13 protein-coding genes are annotated in these 14,630 nt (G+C 69.3%); 4 read left to right on the forward strand and 9 right to left on the reverse strand.

Annotation, left to right across the window (positions count from 1 at the left end):
- Positions 1 to 44 precede the first annotated feature (44 nt).
- Positions 45 to 1,397, reverse strand: coding sequence for a lytic transglycosylase domain-containing protein (locus tag ACIA58_RS38590; RefSeq protein ID WP_396408829.1), 1,353 nt, complete (start codon positions 1,395 to 1,397; stop codon positions 45 to 47).
- A 201-nt stretch (positions 1,398 to 1,598) separates the two neighbouring features.
- Entirely contained in the window at positions 1,599 to 3,164 is a 1,566-nt protein-coding gene (ffh, locus tag ACIA58_RS38595; RefSeq protein WP_396408830.1) for a signal recognition particle protein, read from the reverse strand.
- 107 nt (positions 3,165 to 3,271) lie between these two features.
- Here ffh and ACIA58_RS38600 point away from each other — a divergent pair, with 107 nt between their 5' ends.
- The 3 genes from ACIA58_RS38600 (at position 3,272) to ACIA58_RS38610 (ending at position 6,024) form a co-directional block, all read left to right on the forward strand.
- Positions 3,272 to 3,718: a hypothetical protein gene (locus ACIA58_RS38600; protein ID WP_396408831.1), complete on the forward strand. Its 447-nt coding sequence runs from the start codon at positions 3,272 to 3,274 to the stop codon at positions 3,716 to 3,718.
- Complete coding sequence (locus tag ACIA58_RS38605; protein ID WP_396408832.1) at positions 3,711 to 4,763, forward strand: hypothetical protein; 1,053 nt, start codon at positions 3,711 to 3,713, stop codon at positions 4,761 to 4,763. The genes ACIA58_RS38600 and ACIA58_RS38605 overlap by 8 nt, the downstream gene beginning before the upstream one ends.
- A gap of 352 nt (positions 4,764 to 5,115) precedes the next feature.
- Positions 5,116 to 6,024: an arginase family protein gene (locus ACIA58_RS38610; protein WP_396408833.1), complete on the forward strand. Its 909-nt coding sequence runs from the start codon at positions 5,116 to 5,118 to the stop codon at positions 6,022 to 6,024.
- On the opposite strand, the gene ACIA58_RS38615 is transcribed toward ACIA58_RS38610, so the two are convergent.
- Genes ACIA58_RS38615 through ACIA58_RS38630 form a run of 4 tightly spaced genes read right to left on the reverse strand, consistent with a single transcriptional unit; the run spans position 5,990 to position 10,992 of the window.
- The gene (locus ACIA58_RS38615) at positions 5,990 to 7,006 is read right to left on the reverse strand and encodes a DUF2332 domain-containing protein (protein ID WP_396408834.1); all 1,017 of its coding nucleotides are present in this window, start codon (positions 7,004 to 7,006) and stop codon (positions 5,990 to 5,992) included. The genes ACIA58_RS38610 and ACIA58_RS38615 overlap by 35 nt on opposite strands.
- 10 nt (positions 7,007 to 7,016) lie before the next feature.
- On the reverse strand, positions 7,017 to 9,275 hold the full coding sequence (locus tag ACIA58_RS38620) for a [protein-PII] uridylyltransferase (RefSeq protein ID WP_396408835.1): 2,259 nt from the start codon (positions 9,273 to 9,275) through the stop codon (positions 7,017 to 7,019).
- Positions 9,276 to 9,286: 11 nt separating this feature from the next.
- Positions 9,287 to 9,625 carry a P-II family nitrogen regulator gene (locus ACIA58_RS38625; protein WP_344188166.1) on the reverse strand — a complete coding sequence of 113 codons (339 nt, stop codon included), beginning with the start codon at positions 9,623 to 9,625 and terminating at the stop codon, positions 9,287 to 9,289.
- On the reverse strand, positions 9,622 to 10,992 hold the full coding sequence (locus ACIA58_RS38630) for an ammonium transporter (protein ID WP_396408836.1): 1,371 nt from the start codon (positions 10,990 to 10,992) through the stop codon (positions 9,622 to 9,624). The genes ACIA58_RS38625 and ACIA58_RS38630 overlap by 4 nt, the downstream gene beginning before the upstream one ends.
- Positions 10,993 to 11,369: 377 nt before the next feature.
- On the opposite strand from ACIA58_RS38630, the gene ACIA58_RS38635 reads away from it, so the two are divergent.
- Positions 11,370 to 11,933, forward strand: coding sequence for a TetR/AcrR family transcriptional regulator (locus ACIA58_RS38635; RefSeq protein ID WP_396408837.1), 564 nt, complete (start codon positions 11,370 to 11,372; stop codon positions 11,931 to 11,933).
- On the opposite strand, the gene ACIA58_RS38640 is transcribed toward ACIA58_RS38635, so the two are convergent.
- The 3 genes from ACIA58_RS38640 to ACIA58_RS38650 are packed head-to-tail and all read right to left on the reverse strand — an operon-like array spanning position 11,862 to position 14,560.
- A complete protein-coding gene (locus ACIA58_RS38640) occupies positions 11,862 to 13,112 on the reverse strand; it encodes a hypothetical protein (RefSeq protein ID WP_396408838.1) in 1,251 nt (416 codons plus the stop codon). The genes ACIA58_RS38635 and ACIA58_RS38640 overlap by 72 nt on opposite strands.
- Positions 13,109 to 13,552: a sigma factor-like helix-turn-helix DNA-binding protein gene (locus ACIA58_RS38645; RefSeq protein ID WP_396408839.1), complete on the reverse strand. Its 444-nt coding sequence runs from the start codon at positions 13,550 to 13,552 to the stop codon at positions 13,109 to 13,111. The genes ACIA58_RS38640 and ACIA58_RS38645 overlap by 4 nt, the downstream gene beginning before the upstream one ends.
- Before the next feature lie 48 nt (positions 13,553 to 13,600).
- A complete protein-coding gene (locus ACIA58_RS38650; protein WP_396408840.1) occupies positions 13,601 to 14,560 on the reverse strand; it encodes an NAD(P)/FAD-dependent oxidoreductase in 960 nt (319 codons plus the stop codon).
- Between the last annotated feature and the right edge of the window lie 70 nt (positions 14,561 to 14,630).

Here is a 14,630-nt window from a genome sequence, read left to right on the forward strand (position 1 = left end):
TTGCGGCTACCTCTGGTGTCGAGGATGTCAGCGTACAACCAGGCTCAGCTGCCGGCCTTCGGGGCGTCGCTCGGAGTGGCCGCCGCACCGGACGGGTCGGACTCGCCGGTCGTGCCGCACGGGCTCGGCGTCGGCGACGGGGTGGGCGTCGGCGTGACCGTGTCGCTCGGCGACGGGGTCGGGGTGTCCGACGGGGCCGGAGTCGGCGTACAGCTCGGGTCACCCGGCGTGGTCGGCGGGGTCGTCGTCGGAGGCGTCGTCGGCGGCGTCGTGGGAGGCGTGGCCGGCGGCGTGTACGGCGGCTTGGTGGGCGTGGCCGTCACCGTGCCCGTCGGCCTCGGGATGCTCGGCTTCGACGGGCTCGGGTGAGTGCTGGACGGGCTCGGCGTGCTCGGGGCGACCGTCGGGCTCGTGGTCGTCGGCGCGGTGGTCGGGGCCGTCGTCGGGGCGCTCGTCGGGGCGCTCGTCGGGGTGGTGGGCGGCGGCGTGGTCCCTGTCCGGTCCCTGTCGTCGCCGTTGTTGCCGTCGTCACCCGGGGTGTCGATCGTGCCCGGCTCGTTCGGCACCGTCACGGTGTCGTTGCTGTACGACTGCATCCACCGGAGGACGGTCGACACGTACTCCATCGAGTGGTTGTAGCGCAGCACCGCCTGGACCAGCCCCTGCGGGTCGGACAGGTTCGCGCCGCCGGAGCAGAGGTAGTCCCCCGTCGCCCGGGCCGCGTCGAACACGTTGTGCGGGTCCTTGATCCCGTCGCCGTTGCCGTCCGCGCCGAACGCCCGCCACGTGCCGGGGATGAACTGCATCGGCCCGACGGCACGGTCCCAGCTCGCGTTCCCGTCGTACACGCCCTGGTCGGTGTCGGCGATCGCCGCCATCCCGGGGCTGCCGTCGAGGACCGGGCCGAGGATCTTGCCGCGGGTGTTGCCGTTCGCGTCGACCTTGCCGCCGCTGGCGTGGCCGGACTCGACCTTGCCGATGCCGGCCAGCAGCGGCCAGGTGAGGTGGCAGCCGGGCATCGAGAGCGCGAGGTCGCGGGCGGCCTTCTGGTACGCCGCCAGCACCGTCCCCGGGATGCCCGAGGTGTCGCCGATCGTGCCGGCGATGGGCTGCACGGTGCCGTCCGTCGTCCCGGTGAGCGGGACCTGGATCGTGGACTTCTCCTGCGTCGGCAGGCTGCCGTCCACGCCGGGCTGGTTCGGCACGTTGTTGGCCAGGTCGTCGAAGACCGCGTCCTGGCGCGGAGCGGCCAGCGCGTGGGCGTCGACGATGAACGTGTTCGAGGTGACGCCGCCGACCACGAACACGGCGACCATGGCAGTAGGCGGCGCCAAGCAGGTACAAGCGGCGGACAACTTGCCCCGCCACGTGTCCAGGTTCTTGAACTGCTGCCTCATCCGAACCGTCCTCGACGCATTCCGCAGGTGGTGTGTCTCTCGGGCGTAGGCACGATCTTAGCCGCCGAGAGGTCGTGATCAACCGGTCACGGTGCGCCCCTACGCGCTGTGAACGGTTTTCCGGTGCCGTGTGCAGCCTGCGGTCGCAGAAAGTTCGCACTGCGGACACTGCCCTTTCGGGAAGGGCAGCGCCGTCAGGGGTCAGTTGCCGCCGAGCATCTTCTTCAGGTCGTCCGGCAGCTCGAAGTCGCCGCCGTCCTGCCCGCCGCCGCCGAACGCGGCCGGCAGCTGGCCCGGCTGCTGCGCCTGCGGCTGCGGGCTGCCCTGGTTCGCCCGCTTGGCGGGGTTGCCGGAGCCGCGCTTCTTGCCCTTCTTCGCCTGCTGCTTGGCCTTCCGCGCGCCGCCGGCGCCCGCGCCTGGCATGCCCGGCATACCGGGCATCCCCGGGATGCCCTTGCCGGACGCCATCGCGGCCATCATCTTGCGGGCCTCGAAGAACCGCTCGACCAGACCGCTGACGGTAGCGACCTCGGTGCCCGAACCCCTCGCGATCCGGGCCCGGCGGGAGCCGTTGAGGATGTTCGGATCGTTGCGCTCGGCCGGCGTCATCGAGTGGATGACCGCCTCGATCCGGTCGATCTCGCGCTCGTCGAAGTTCTCCAGCTGGTCCTTGAACTGGTTCGCGCCCGGGAGCATGCCGAAGATCTTCGTCAGCGGGCCCATCTTGCGCACCGACTGCATCTGGGCGAGGAAGTCGTCCAGAGTGAAGTCCTTGCCGCCCTTCTTCTGCAGCTTGGCCGCGGTCTTCGCGGCCTCCTCGGCGTCGAAGCTGCGCTCGGCCTGCTCGATCAGGCTCATCACGTCGCCCATGCCGAGGATGCGCGAGGCCATCCGGTCGGGGTGGAAGACGTCGAAGTCCTCGAGCTTCTCGCCGTTGCTGGCGAACATCACCTGGCGGCCGGTGACCTGCGCGATCGACAGCGCGGCGCCACCACGGGCATCACCGTCGAGCTTGGACAGCACCACGCCGTCGAAGCCAACGCCGTCCAGGAAGGCCTGCGCGGTGGTGACCGCGTCCTGGCCGATCATCGCGTCGACGACGAACAGGATCTCGTCCGGGCTGACCGCGTCGCGGATGTCCGCGGCCTGCTTCATCAGCACCTCGTCGACACCCAGCCGGCCTGCGGTGTCGACGATCACGACGCTGTGCTGCTTGGTCCGCGCCTCGTCCATCGCCCGGCGGGCCACCTCGACCGGGTCGCCGACGCCGTTGCCCGGCTCGGGCGCGAACACCGGCACGCCGGCGCGCTCACCGACGACCTGCAGCTGGGTCACGGCGTTCGGCCGCTGGAGGTCGGCGGCGACCAGCATCGGGGTCTGGTGCTTGATCTCGCGCAGCCACTTGGCGAGCTTGCCGGCCAGGGTCGTCTTACCGGCGCCCTGCAGACCGGCGAGCATGATCACCGTCGGCGGCCGCTTCGCCATCCGAAGTTCACGGGTCTCGCCGCCGAGGATCTTGACCAGTTCCTCGTTGACGATCTTGATCACCTGCTGCGCCGGGTTCAGCCCGCCGCGCACGTCGGCTCCGCTGGCGCGTTCACGCACCGCCGCGATGAACTCCCGCACCACCGGCAGCGCGACATCGGCCTCCAGCAACGCGATCCGGATCTCCCGGGTCGTCGCGTCGATATCGGCGTCGGTCAGCTTGCCCTTGCCCCGCAGATTCTTGAACGCGGTGGAGAGCCGATCGGAAAGCGTGTCGAACACGAGAAACAGTCCGTTTCCTCGAAGCGATGAACTCCCCGAGTCTACCGGCCCGACAACCTGTGGATAACTCCACCGGCCAGAGACCCTTTCTCGCTACCGTGAACGCCATGCCCCTCGACATCCCCGCCTTCAACATGGCGTTCAACCGGGCCTACGACCGGCTGCACCGGAGCGGTCAGCCGGCCGACGTGGCAACCGAGCAGGAGAAGCTACGAGCCCTCGTGCCGGAAGACGCTTCCGAAGACGACCGCAGCTGGACGACCCAACTCATCGACGAGAACCTTCCCGAGCCGCCGCCCGCGCCACCCGAGCGCAGCGAGCTGTACCAGGAGGCAGTGCGGATCCACGTCGCCGTCTATCCACCGAAGGGCACCACCGAGGAACAGATCGAGATGCTGGCCGACGGACGCCGGCGCATCTGGGAGATCGCCGATCGCGCGGACGAGGACGAGGACTGGGCCATCCGCGCGATCACGGAGGATCTCGAGTCCATGGAGAACTTTCTTCGCAACCCGCCCCTGACCGACGCCCCGGTCCCCGCCTCCGATGGCTGAGTCCGCCGAGCGCATCACCGAGGATTCGCCGACATACCGCGAATTCAGCCGGCTGTACGACGTGGCGCGGCAGCTCCGACCGACCGGCGTCAACCGCTGGAACGGCGAGCTCTACGCGACGGGTGGACACGGTGGCTTCGATCAACAAACCGGTGCGATCGGCGTGTATGCGCCGCTGCTTCGTGAAGGGCTGTCGAGGGATGGGACAGCCCGATCTCGGTGGCGAGCGCCGGCATTGGCGGCAGTTCTCGACCGGGCCACGCGCGCAGGGATGCCGGTGGGGTCGCGAGGCGAGGTCGATGCCGACAAGCTCTCGTGGGGTCTGCATGACGGGGTGGCCTCGGTCCGTGCCGCCACCGACTTCCAGGCGTTCACCGCGAAGGCTGGGTATGGACGCTTGGCGCCCGACGACACTCAGCACTCGGGCGCGTACTCCGCAGCGAACGGCCTGATCGAGCAGTCGTCCGGCCTCAGCGTCGACCGCCACGAGCTCATCGCCCGCCTCAACCAGGGGCCTGCGATGGCGCATTTTGATCAGCTGGCGGAGGCGGTACTGCGGAATCGGTTGGGGGAGATTGCGCCTCCTGAGGGGGTTGATCGGGAGGCGGTGCGGCGGGAGTTGGTGGCAACGATGTTGCATCCGCAGTGGGAGTCGTTGGCGGGGCGATCGCCTGAGGCGGGGCGGCATGTGGCCGAGGAGATCGGCCGAAGCGTCAACGCGAAGGTCGAGGAGATTCGGCGGCGGGGGCCGCATCCGGCGCTTGGGTCGGACAGTGGCAACGTGCCGCGAGAGGTATCGGGTCGGCAGCAGCGTGGCGAGGAGGGGCGGGCGGCGCAGGTGAAGGGCGATGAGGTGCCGGCCGCTCAGGTGAAGGGGGATGAGGTGGCGGCGGCGAGGTTCTTGAGTGGGATGGCGGCGGCCGCGGGGGCGGGGCGGGCACCTTCGCTCGGGGATGGTTCGCGGGCGGCGGCTCGTCCCTCGGCGCCCGCGCGTACTGCCTCACAGCCACGACCCACCGCTCCCAGCCGATCCACCCGCACCTAGTCCTGCGCCGACCACACTTCGTCCCATTGCGCTGCGACCACCTGGGGAGGATTTTGTCCCGATACGGGCAGGAAATCCTCCCCACCTAAGCGGCGAGGCGCACAGAGCCCGGGGGATGACCTACCCGCACAACCACACCGCCGCTGCCCTGCCCCCACCAACTCCGACCGCAGTCAGCGGTCTCACCTCGTATCGGAGTACCCCCTTCCAGATCAGCACTCCTCCGAGTCCTCGAGCGCGGTACCCCTTCCGCCGTCCAGCGCAGTACACCGTTCGCTGTGGGATTGACAGGTGTGGGCGGGGCGTTGAGGATCTAACCGATTCAGTGCAAGTTATCGGTTAGGGGTGGGTTGTGCGGGTTGTGGTGGATGGGCCGTCCAACTTGGGGTTGCGGCCGCCGGCGGACGGGGTCGTGCCGGGGTGTTACAAGTTGGCGGGGGCGCTGCGGGATCAGGGGTTGGTGGGGCGGATCGGGGCTGAGGACGGCGGGTGTGTGACGCCGCCGCGGTACGACCGGGCGGGGTGGAAGCCGGGCGACGGCGTGTTCAACGCGGCGGGGATGGCGGCGTACACGCTGAGGCTGGCGGATCGCGTCGGGCGGTTGGTTGCTGACGGCAAGTTCGTGGTGCTGCTGGGTGGGGAGTGCAGCAATCTGCTCGGTCCGGCGTTGGGTTTTCGGCGGCTGGGGCGGTACGGCGTGGTGTATCTGGATGGGCACTCGGACTTCCGGACGGTCGACAACGCTCCGTACGTCGGAGCCGCGGGTGGTGAGGCGCTGGCGTTGGTCACCGGCCGCGGGCAGGCGGATCTGACCGATCTCGACGGGCTCGGCCCGTACGTGCAGGACACCGATGCGGTGCTGCTGGGGATTCGCGAGGACGACGAGTACGTCGGGGACGTGGAGCTGGCCGGGATCCCGGTGTGGCGCGCGTCGAAGATAGCCCCCGACCCCGGCAAAACAGCGCGGGCGACCCTTGAGCATCTCGAGAAGGACGAGTTGGACGGGTTCTGGGTACATCTGGATGTCGACATCCTGGACGCAGCGATCATGCCCGCGGTGGACAGCCCTGATCCGGGTGGAATCGACCACGAGCAGCTGCGGACTCTCCTACGGCCGCTCCTCGCCTCACCGAAATGTGTGGGGATCGACGTCGGCATCTACGATCCGGACCTCGACCCGGACGGCGTCTACGCGAGCGAACTGACCGACACCCTCGTCGACGCCCTCAGTCCCACACCAGACCTTGGCCGTGCGCGCTGACACGGGCGAGGGTTCGCCGTACGCCGTCAGGCCAGGTCTGGAGCTCGACCTGGAACGTCCGCGGGAGCGGTTCAAGCCGCAGCCGGGCCAGTGGCGCATCCGAGGTGGCCTGGGCGCCCAGCTCCTCCAGCCGGTCCTCGATCGTCGCCCGGTCGTCCTTGGACAGGTACTGCCACATGATCGAGTGCCACACGACCGTCACGTGGCCCTCCGACAGCTCCAGCCCGCGCAGGAACGAGACGGCGTCCTCTCGGTGTACGTCGGCCGGCACCTTCCGCGCGACCTCGATCGCCCCACGCAAGCGGGTCAACCGCTCGGCCTGGTCCGGCCACACGTACGACGTGAGCGTGCGCGCCCCCTCGTCCGTCAGCGGATTCAGCGGCGCGATGTCGCACCCGACCCGCTCCGCGATCCGCACCTCGGCAGCAGGCAGGTGCCCGACCCACGCCGGGTCGAACACCACCGGACTGTCGACCGGGCCGTACGACGCCCCGTCGGCGACGTACCGGAAGTGGTCCGCGCGCAGATTCAACCCGGCTGATGCACCGATCTCGAACAACCGCACTGGTAGTGGCACGGCTTCGGCCAGCTGCAGCAGGCCGCCGAACAGGGCAACAGACCGGTTGACCTCGTTCGTCTGCGGGGGCTGGGTCAGAAGCGAGCGGACCTCCCCCACCCGTGACTGGAGCACCTGCTCGAACGCCTCCCAGCCGAGCACCGGGTCCCAGGTGCCGCCGACGCTCGGGTAGAACGCCGCGAGCTCAGGCGCCGTACCGGAGAGCACCAGACCGTGTACGGCGCCCAGCAGGCGCAGCCCGATCGCCTCGCCGAACGAACGGTCCTCGTACCCGTCCAGCACCTCGACGGACACACCACCGACCTCGTAGTCGTCAACGATCAGCCGGAGCAGTTCGGCGTACATCGGGGAGCCAAGATCCTCGCAGGCGACGGCTTGGCGCTGGAATGCCTCTACTACATGCACAGCGCTGAGACTAGAACGTCAGCCGATCCAGGACCGACTTTGCCGTCGTTCGCGCGTCCTCCGGTTCGAGTGGGGCGCCGTGGCTGTCGGTGAGGTAGAAGACATCCACGCACTCGGCACCGAGCGTGCTGACGTGGGCGGAGCGGATGTCCGCGCCAGTGGACGCGATCGCCGCAGTGATGTCGTACAACAGGCCTGGACGGTCATGCGCCCGCACCTGCAGGACGGTCGCGGTTTCAGACGCTCCCGGAAGCAGGTCCACTCTGCTGGCGACACGTGCTGCCGACGAGTCCCGTGCAGCCAAACGGCGTACGACGTCGCTGGAGTCTCGGAGCGCTACGGCGAGGCGGTCCCGCAACCGCACCGGATCGGGCGCTGATCCCGCGACAGTCCACTGCGAGATCCCCAGGCCTTCTACCGACGTGATGACCGCGGACCGCACCGCCAGCCGCTCCACCGCGAGTACGGCGGCGACGGTCGACAGCGTGCCCACCTGGTCAGGTACGGCGACGTTGATCCGCAGATCGCCATGGTGGTCGGACACTGTGACCCCCAACCGCCCCACACCGACCACCTGCTGCAGCACAGGCACCGGAACGGGCGGCGCCTCCGTCCACATGCCCTCGCCGCCACCCGACAGCTCACCGCGCACCCGGCGGCACAGCTCGCCCACCAGTCGCATCCGCCAGGGTGAAGACGCAGCCGGCCCGGCCGCACGCGCATCGGCGTACGTCAGAGCTTCCAGCAGGTCCAGCGTCTCGGTGCTGCGCACGATGCCGGCGACCATGTCCACCGTCATCGGATCGTCCAGGTCCCGGCGGGTGGCGACCTGCGCGAGCATCAGGTGCTGCCGCACAAGCAGAGTGATGGTGTCAGAGTCCGCCTCGCTGAATCCAAGCCGTCGGGCCACCTTCGCGGCAATGGCCGCTCCGGTGACGCTGTGGTCGCCGTCAAGCGCCTTGCCGAGGTCATGCAGCAGTGCGGCGACCAGCAGCAGGTCAGGACGCCGTACGTCGCGGACCATCGCCGCTGCCTCGACACAGGTCTCCAGCAGATGCCGGTCGACGGTGAAGCGGTGGATCGCCGACTGCGGCGGACGGAACCGCACCGAGTCCCACTCCGGGAGGATCCGGGAGATGTACCCGGCCTGGTCCAACGCCTCCCACACTTCGAGCAGTCCGCTGCCCGCACCGAGCAGAGCGCACAGCAACCGCCGCGCCTCGCCCGGCCATGGGTCCGGCAGGTCAGCAGCCGATGCGGCCAGCCGGGCACACACAGCAGGCGACAGCACGAGCTCACGGTCCGCTGCGACCGCTGCAGCACGCAGACCGAGCACCGGGCTCCGGTCCGGCCGTGCGTCCGGCATCAGCACGACCTCGCCCTCGTGCTGCCCCACTCCGTCGTCCAGCGCGAGCAGCAACGGCCCACCGGTCCGCTGCCTGCGCCGGGACCGCGGTGGCTTGGTCATCAGGCTCTCGACGCGTCGCCAGGACACGTCGCACACATGCGCCAGCGTCCGGCCCGTTGCGTACACGTGCCGCAGCAACTCGTCCCGCCCGGACAGACCGAGGCCGGCAGCCACCTCGCCCGCCAGGTCCGCCACCAATCGATCCGTCGCCCGACCGGCCACCCCATGCAGTACGTCGCGTACCTCGAGCAGATCGCGCCGCGCCCGCTCCAGCACCGGATGCGGTACGTCGATCAACCAGGACGCCACCAACGCACGCAGTACGACGGCATCACGCAAACCGCCGTACGCCTCCTTGAGGTCGGGCTCCGCGAGGTGCGCGAGCTCTCCGACCGTGGACGCCCGGTCGCGGCACGCCTGCGCCAGTCCGGGCAGCCTGGAACGCGCAGTGCGCCGCCAATCCGCCATCAGCACGGACCGCAGCTGCAGCGTCAGGTGCGAGTCTCCTGCGACGTGCCGTGCGTCCAGCAGACCGAGCGCGACCCGGTCGTCCGCGGCCGCCGCCTCACGCGCCTCGGCCAGCGTGCGGACGCTGTGGTCCAGCTTGGTCCGCGAGTCCCACAGCGGATACCAGATCTGTGCGGCCAGCTCGTCCACCCGTGGGTACCCCTCGACGTGCACGAGCATCACGTCGAGATCGCTGTACGGCGACAGCTCCTCCCGGCCGTAGCCGCCGACCGCGACCAGCGCGACGCCCTCGGTAGGTACACCGAGGGCGTCGCAGGCCTTGGAGAGGAGCAGGTACAGCAGCGCGTCGGCCTCCTCGGCACGAACGCGCCGCTGCTCCGCTCGATCAACCATCTACCAGATCCTCACAGGGCGTCTCCGTCCAATTCACCCGTGCGAACGCGGACGATCGTCTCGACGGGCGTGACCCACACCTTGCCATCACCGATCTTGCCGGTCTGCGCGGCCTTCACGATGACGTCGACCACGTCGGCGCTGTCACCGTCCTCGACGACCACCTCGAGCCGGACCTTCGGGACCAGGTCCACCTCGTACTCCGCGCCGCGGTAGACCTCGGTGTGGCCCTTCTGCCGGCCGTAGCCGCTCGCCTCGGTGACCGTCATGCCGGTCACGCCGAACGTCTCCAGCGCGGCCCGGACGTCCTCCAGCTTGTGCGGCTTGACCACCGCGGTGACCAGCTTCATGCCTTGACACCTTCCTTCTCCGACGGCTCAGTGGCCTCAGTGGTCCCATTCTCGGTCCCGGCCGCGACGGGCGCAGGAGCCGGGCGGTGACCCGACAGCGCGCCGCGCAGTCCGGCCGCGCTGAGGTAGTCGTACGCCGTCTCCGCGTGCTCGACCTGGTCGACGCCGGTGAGCTCGTCGTCCTCGGTGAGCCGGAAGCCGATGGTCTTGTCGATCACCTTGCCGAGGATGAACGCGACGGTGAAGGAGTAGACCCCGACCACCAGGTTGGCCAGCGCCTGCTTGCCCAGCTGGGACACGCCGCCGCCGTAGAACAGGCCGTTGACCGCGGACGGCGCCGCCGCCGAGCCGAGCAGACCGATCGCCAGCGAACCGAACAGACCGCCGACCAGGTGTACGCCGACCACGTCGAGCGAGTCGTCGAAGCCGAGCTTGTACTTGAGCGACACCGCGAAGGCACAGATCGCACCGGCGAACAGGCCGAGGATGATCGCGCCGATCGGGGTGACCGCACCACACGACGGCGTGATGGCGACCAGGCCGGCGACCGCACCGGACGCCAGGCCCAGTGTGGTGGCCTTGCCGTGCGTGATCCGCTCGATGATCAGCCAGCCGATCACCGCGGCCGCAGTGGCGACCTGGGTGTTCACGAAGGTGACCGCGGCGGTGGTACCGGCGCTCAGCGCGGAGCCGGCGTTGAAGCCGAACCAGCCGAACCACAGCAGGCCGGCGCCGAGCAGCACCAGCGGCAGGCTGTGCGGCCGCATCGGGTCCTTCTTCCAGCCGATCCGCTTACCGAGCACGATCGCCAGCGCCAGCGCGGCAGCACCGGCGTTCACGTGCACCGCCGTACCGCCGGCGAAGTCGACGGCCTTCAGCTTGTCCCCGATCCAGCCGCCGTTGCCGTCGTCGAGGAACCAGACCGAGTGCGCGACCGGGAAGTAGACCAGCAGCGTCCAGCCGACCACGAACACGATCCAGCCGCGGAACGTGGCCCGGTCGGCGATCGCGCCGGAGATCAGCGCGGGGGTGATGATCGCGAACATCAGCTGGAAGGCGACGAAAGCGAGCGTGGGCGTCGTCCCGCTCACCGCCTCCGGCGCGAGCAGGCCCTTGAGGCCCACCTCCGAGAAGTCCCCGATCACGTGCCCGGAGTCACCGGCGAACGTCAGCGAGTAGCCGACCACCACCCAGAGGATGGTGACGACGGCGATGGTGACGAAGCTCATCATCATCATGTTCAGCACGCTCTTCACGCGCACCATGCCGCCGTAGAAGAAAGCCAGGCCCGGGGTCATCAGCATCACCAGGGCGGCACTGGCCAAGACCCAGGCGGTATCGCCGGCGTTGATCTCCATCAACGTCATCCCTTCCATCGAACTGGGGGTGGCCGGCGTCCTCAGTCGGGAGGTCTCCACAACGCCGGGGAGCCCGCCGCTCGGCCACACCGCACACGGTGTCGGCGTGCCGTTTCAGCCGATCGGTCCGTTTGTTTCCGGCATGTGACAAAGCGGGCTCCCAGGTGACATCGGGGTGACATCACCCCTGAATCGTTCAGGTGTGGCACTCTGGCCTGGACCACACGGGCCGCAGCCGCGCCACTGCACCCGTCCGAGCTGGGGACGACGAGATGGAGCCGATCTACGGGGTGAGGCCGCGCCGCGGCAGACCACGGGACCCGGAGGCAGAACCGAGGATCCGCCGGTACGCCGTTCAGCTGCTGCTGGAGCGGGGATTCGACGGAATGACGGTTGACGACGTTGCCGAGGCCGCGGGGGTCGGCAAGGCGACGATCTATCGCAGGTGGGCCAGCAAGGAGCTGCTGGCCAACGACGCCATGGCCGACCTGTTCGACATGGAAATACCAGACGCGGATACCGGCTCGATCGCGGGCGACCTGCTCGGGGTCTACCGGACCGCACTGGCCTTCGCCAACAGCGAAAGGGGACTCGCACTGATCCGCCTCGCAGTCGCCGAGGCGAACCGCGACCCGCGGTCCGCGCAGACCTACCGGGACCTCCTGGACCGGCGGATCGAGCTGACCAGGGACGCGCTGGACCGGGCCAGAGCCCGGGGAGAACGGATTCGCAGCACCGCGGATCCGGTCGTGATGGTGGAGTGGATGGCGGGTGTGTTCGTCGTCCGGGCGCTGACCGGGCGTCAGATGCCACCGCCGGAGGACGCCGAGCGCCTGGCCGACGTCACCCTGCGGGCCATCCTCGACGGCTGGGACGGCTCATGGCCGCACCCCCGGCCCGAGAGCGACCTGATCCACCGCGAGTTCGGTAACTCGACGAACCCGTCCTGAGTCCAGGTCCCAGGCCAAGACCCAGCCTCGGACCTGCACCAGTACGTTCTGCTGGTCGTACCAGCCCAGTACCGCGCAGCAGCCGGGCTGCCGCACGAAGGCGGGGTCCCCGGCGCCGACCGGCGTCTGCGCGGAACCCGCGAACGGTTCACCCAGGATCAGCAGCCGGCTGGGAACCGTCCGCAAGGTCGAAACAGCCACCACGCCCTGTGGTTGCGACCTCATCGTCGGCACCTCCGGCAGCTTGTCGCCGATGAACAGCCGGGCCACGCCGCCGCCGGACGAGAAGGTCTGGCCGACCCACGAGCGAACCGGCAGTGTCAGCGTGCTGTCCTCGGTCCACTCGCCCGTGACGAGGTAGCGCATGACGTGGCCGGTCTCGATCCGGAACGGCGCGGTCACCGCCTCCGGGTCGTTCGAAGCCTCGATCCCGGCCAGTGGCGGCTCGCCGTCGCCGCCCTCCCCGACCAGCACCCGGTACGCGACACCTGGTCCGCCGACAAGGATGTACTGCGCATCCTCGACCCAGGACACGCTCTGGAAGTCGCCGGCGGGCAGCTGGTACTGCGAGACCTCGGCCGTCGAAGCGTCGACGGTGACGAGTTTCCCGGGCTGCGCGAAGGCGACGACCTTGCCGTCGGGCGATACCGCGCCCGGGCTCAACGGTGACCGACCGCCGACGGGAACCAATTCCACCGGGGCCTGCGACCACGAGGAGTCGCGGCCGAGCAGGAGCGGCGCGTAGACGCCGCCGTTCTTCACCAGCACCACGGCGGCGATGCGGTCGAGCTTGTGCTTGGACAACGAATGCACCTTGCCCGGCAGCTCCAGGCGGTCACCGAGCGGAGTTTCGAGCCGATCGAGGAACCGCTCGCTACCAGGCGGCGGCGCGACCCAGAAGTCGATTCCGGCGATCTGACCGGCCGGTGCGAGGTAGCCGGGCGGGGTGTTGAACAGCCTGTTCGGAGGGGTGATGTCCGCGTTGCCGCCCGAGCCCACCTCGATCGAGATCGAGACGATGAGCAGTGCGACCAGGAGGACGATGCCACTGACCAGTGCGATACGGCGCCGGCGCCGGCGTACCTTCAGCCCGGCTGCCCACGCCGCGTCGGCCAGATCCGGCTCGGGCAGCCGGTCGGCTGCCTGGACCAGCAGCGGCGGAACGTCTTCCCTCCTCATCGGGCATCACGCCAGTCCCCTGCGCCCAGCGCCGCACGGAACCTGCCGAAGGCGGTCAGACCGTGCGCGTGCACGGCGGTGTGCGACATCCCGAGCAGATCGCCCACCTCGAACTCGGTGAGCTCCTCCACGTGCAGCAGAACGAACACAGTGCGCTGCGCGGGCGTCAACTCGCCCAGTGCGGCCTTCACCTGGTCGTCCTCGTCCGGGAACGCCGCCGTCCGGTTCCACGGCTTCAGCGCGGGCAGGTACAGCATGCGCTGCACGAATGCGTCCGGGTCGTCCACCCGGGTCCACTGCAGCGACAACAGCGTGAAGGCGCGCAACAGCACCTTCTCGGCTCGTTCCAGGTCGCCGTACACGAGGTACGCCGTACGGAGCCATCTGCCCTGTCGTGCATCCACGAACGAGGCGAAATCCGGGTCGACCGTGTCGCGCATCCAGCCTCCCGCCCCAACCCTCGCTCCCTCCCCTATTCAACTCCTCAACTACTCCAGGCGGCCAGAGCCGGCGGCTGATCGCGCCAGACGCGTCTCCTCGGTGATCAGGTCGAAGTTGATCCCAGCACCCGCCATCAGGCCGGCAGCAGCAGACGGCATCACCTGAGCCATCGGATTGGCCACGTTGCCGGCCGCGAAGACACCCGTCACCTGTGTCGCACCCATCCCGTCGACCTGGACCGCAGTACCGACCTCTACGCCGTTGGACTCGACCATGGTCGGCTCCAGACCCAGATCGGCCAGGAAACCGGCCCGTGCGCGCACGGTGGTCTGAACCGCCAGCGCCTGGCGCGGGATGACCTTGCCGCCCTCGAGCCGTACACCGGTGATCCGGTCGTCGGTCACCTCGATCTGCTCGACCTTTCCCTGTACTACGGAGATTCCGCGCGCAGCCAGCTCTTCCCACTGCTCATCGGTCGGCTCCGGCGCAGTGTGCAGGAACAGCGTCACGTCGTCACTCAGCTGCCGGAACAGCTGCACCTGGTGCAGCGCCATCGAGCTGGTCGCCAGTACGCCGATCGCCTGGTCCCGCACCTCCCAGCCGTGGCAGTACGGGCAGTGGATGACGTCCCTCCCCCACCGCTCGGCCAGTCCGGGTACGTCCGGCAGTACGTCGGTCAGCCCGGTCGTCACCAGCAGACGCCGGCCGCGGTACGTCGTACCGTCTGCCAGCTCGACCGTGAAACCGTCGGCGTCCTTCCTTGCGGTCGTCACGGTGCCCTCGGCGATCTCACCGCCGTACCCGATCACCTCCTGGCGCCCGAGCGCGTAGATCTCACCCGGCGGCACGCCGTCGCGGGTCAGGAAGTTGTGCACGCCCTCCGCGGGCGCATTGCGCGGCGTACCGTCGTCGACCACCAGTACCGAGCGGCGGGACCGGACCAGGGCCAGCGCTCCACTCAGCCCGGCGGCGCCGCCACCGATCACGATCACGTCGTACTTCGTCATGTCCAGGACTCCTCTTCTCGTGTGATCCGAGGATGCGTCGTGGTTTTCATTTTCGACAAGTAATGTTGCT

Source organism: Kribbella sp. NPDC051586 (genome assembly GCF_044453965.1).
Classification (GTDB): Bacteria; Actinomycetota; Actinomycetes; order Propionibacteriales; family Kribbellaceae; genus Kribbella.

Coding starts and splice junctions, on each gene's coding strand:
- ACIA58_RS38605 (WP_396408832.1), top strand. CDS start 3,711: ATGGCTGAGTCCGCCGAGCGCATCACCGAGGATTCGCCGACATACCGC.
- ACIA58_RS38635 (WP_396408837.1), top strand. CDS start 11,370: ATGACGGTTGACGACGTTGCCGAGGCCGCGGGGGTCGGCAAGGCGACG.
- ACIA58_RS38600 (WP_396408831.1), top strand. CDS start 3,272: ATGCCCCTCGACATCCCCGCCTTCAACATGGCGTTCAACCGGGCCTAC.
- ACIA58_RS38590 (WP_396408829.1), bottom strand. CDS start 1,397: ATGAGGCAGCAGTTCAAGAACCTGGACACGTGGCGGGGCAAGTTGTCC.
- ACIA58_RS38650 (WP_396408840.1), bottom strand. CDS start 14,560: ATGACGAAGTACGACGTGATCGTGATCGGTGGCGGCGCCGCCGGGCTG.
- ACIA58_RS38625 (WP_344188166.1), bottom strand. CDS start 9,625: ATGAAGCTGGTCACCGCGGTGGTCAAGCCGCACAAGCTGGAGGACGTC.
- ACIA58_RS38620 (WP_396408835.1), bottom strand. CDS start 9,275: ATGGTTGATCGAGCGGAGCAGCGGCGCGTTCGTGCCGAGGAGGCCGAC.
- ACIA58_RS38640 (WP_396408838.1), bottom strand. CDS start 13,112: ATGAGGAGGGAAGACGTTCCGCCGCTGCTGGTCCAGGCAGCCGACCGG.
- ACIA58_RS38630 (WP_396408836.1), bottom strand. CDS start 10,992: ATGACGTTGATGGAGATCAACGCCGGCGATACCGCCTGGGTCTTGGCC.
- ACIA58_RS38645 (WP_396408839.1), bottom strand. CDS start 13,552: ATGCGCGACACGGTCGACCCGGATTTCGCCTCGTTCGTGGATGCACGA.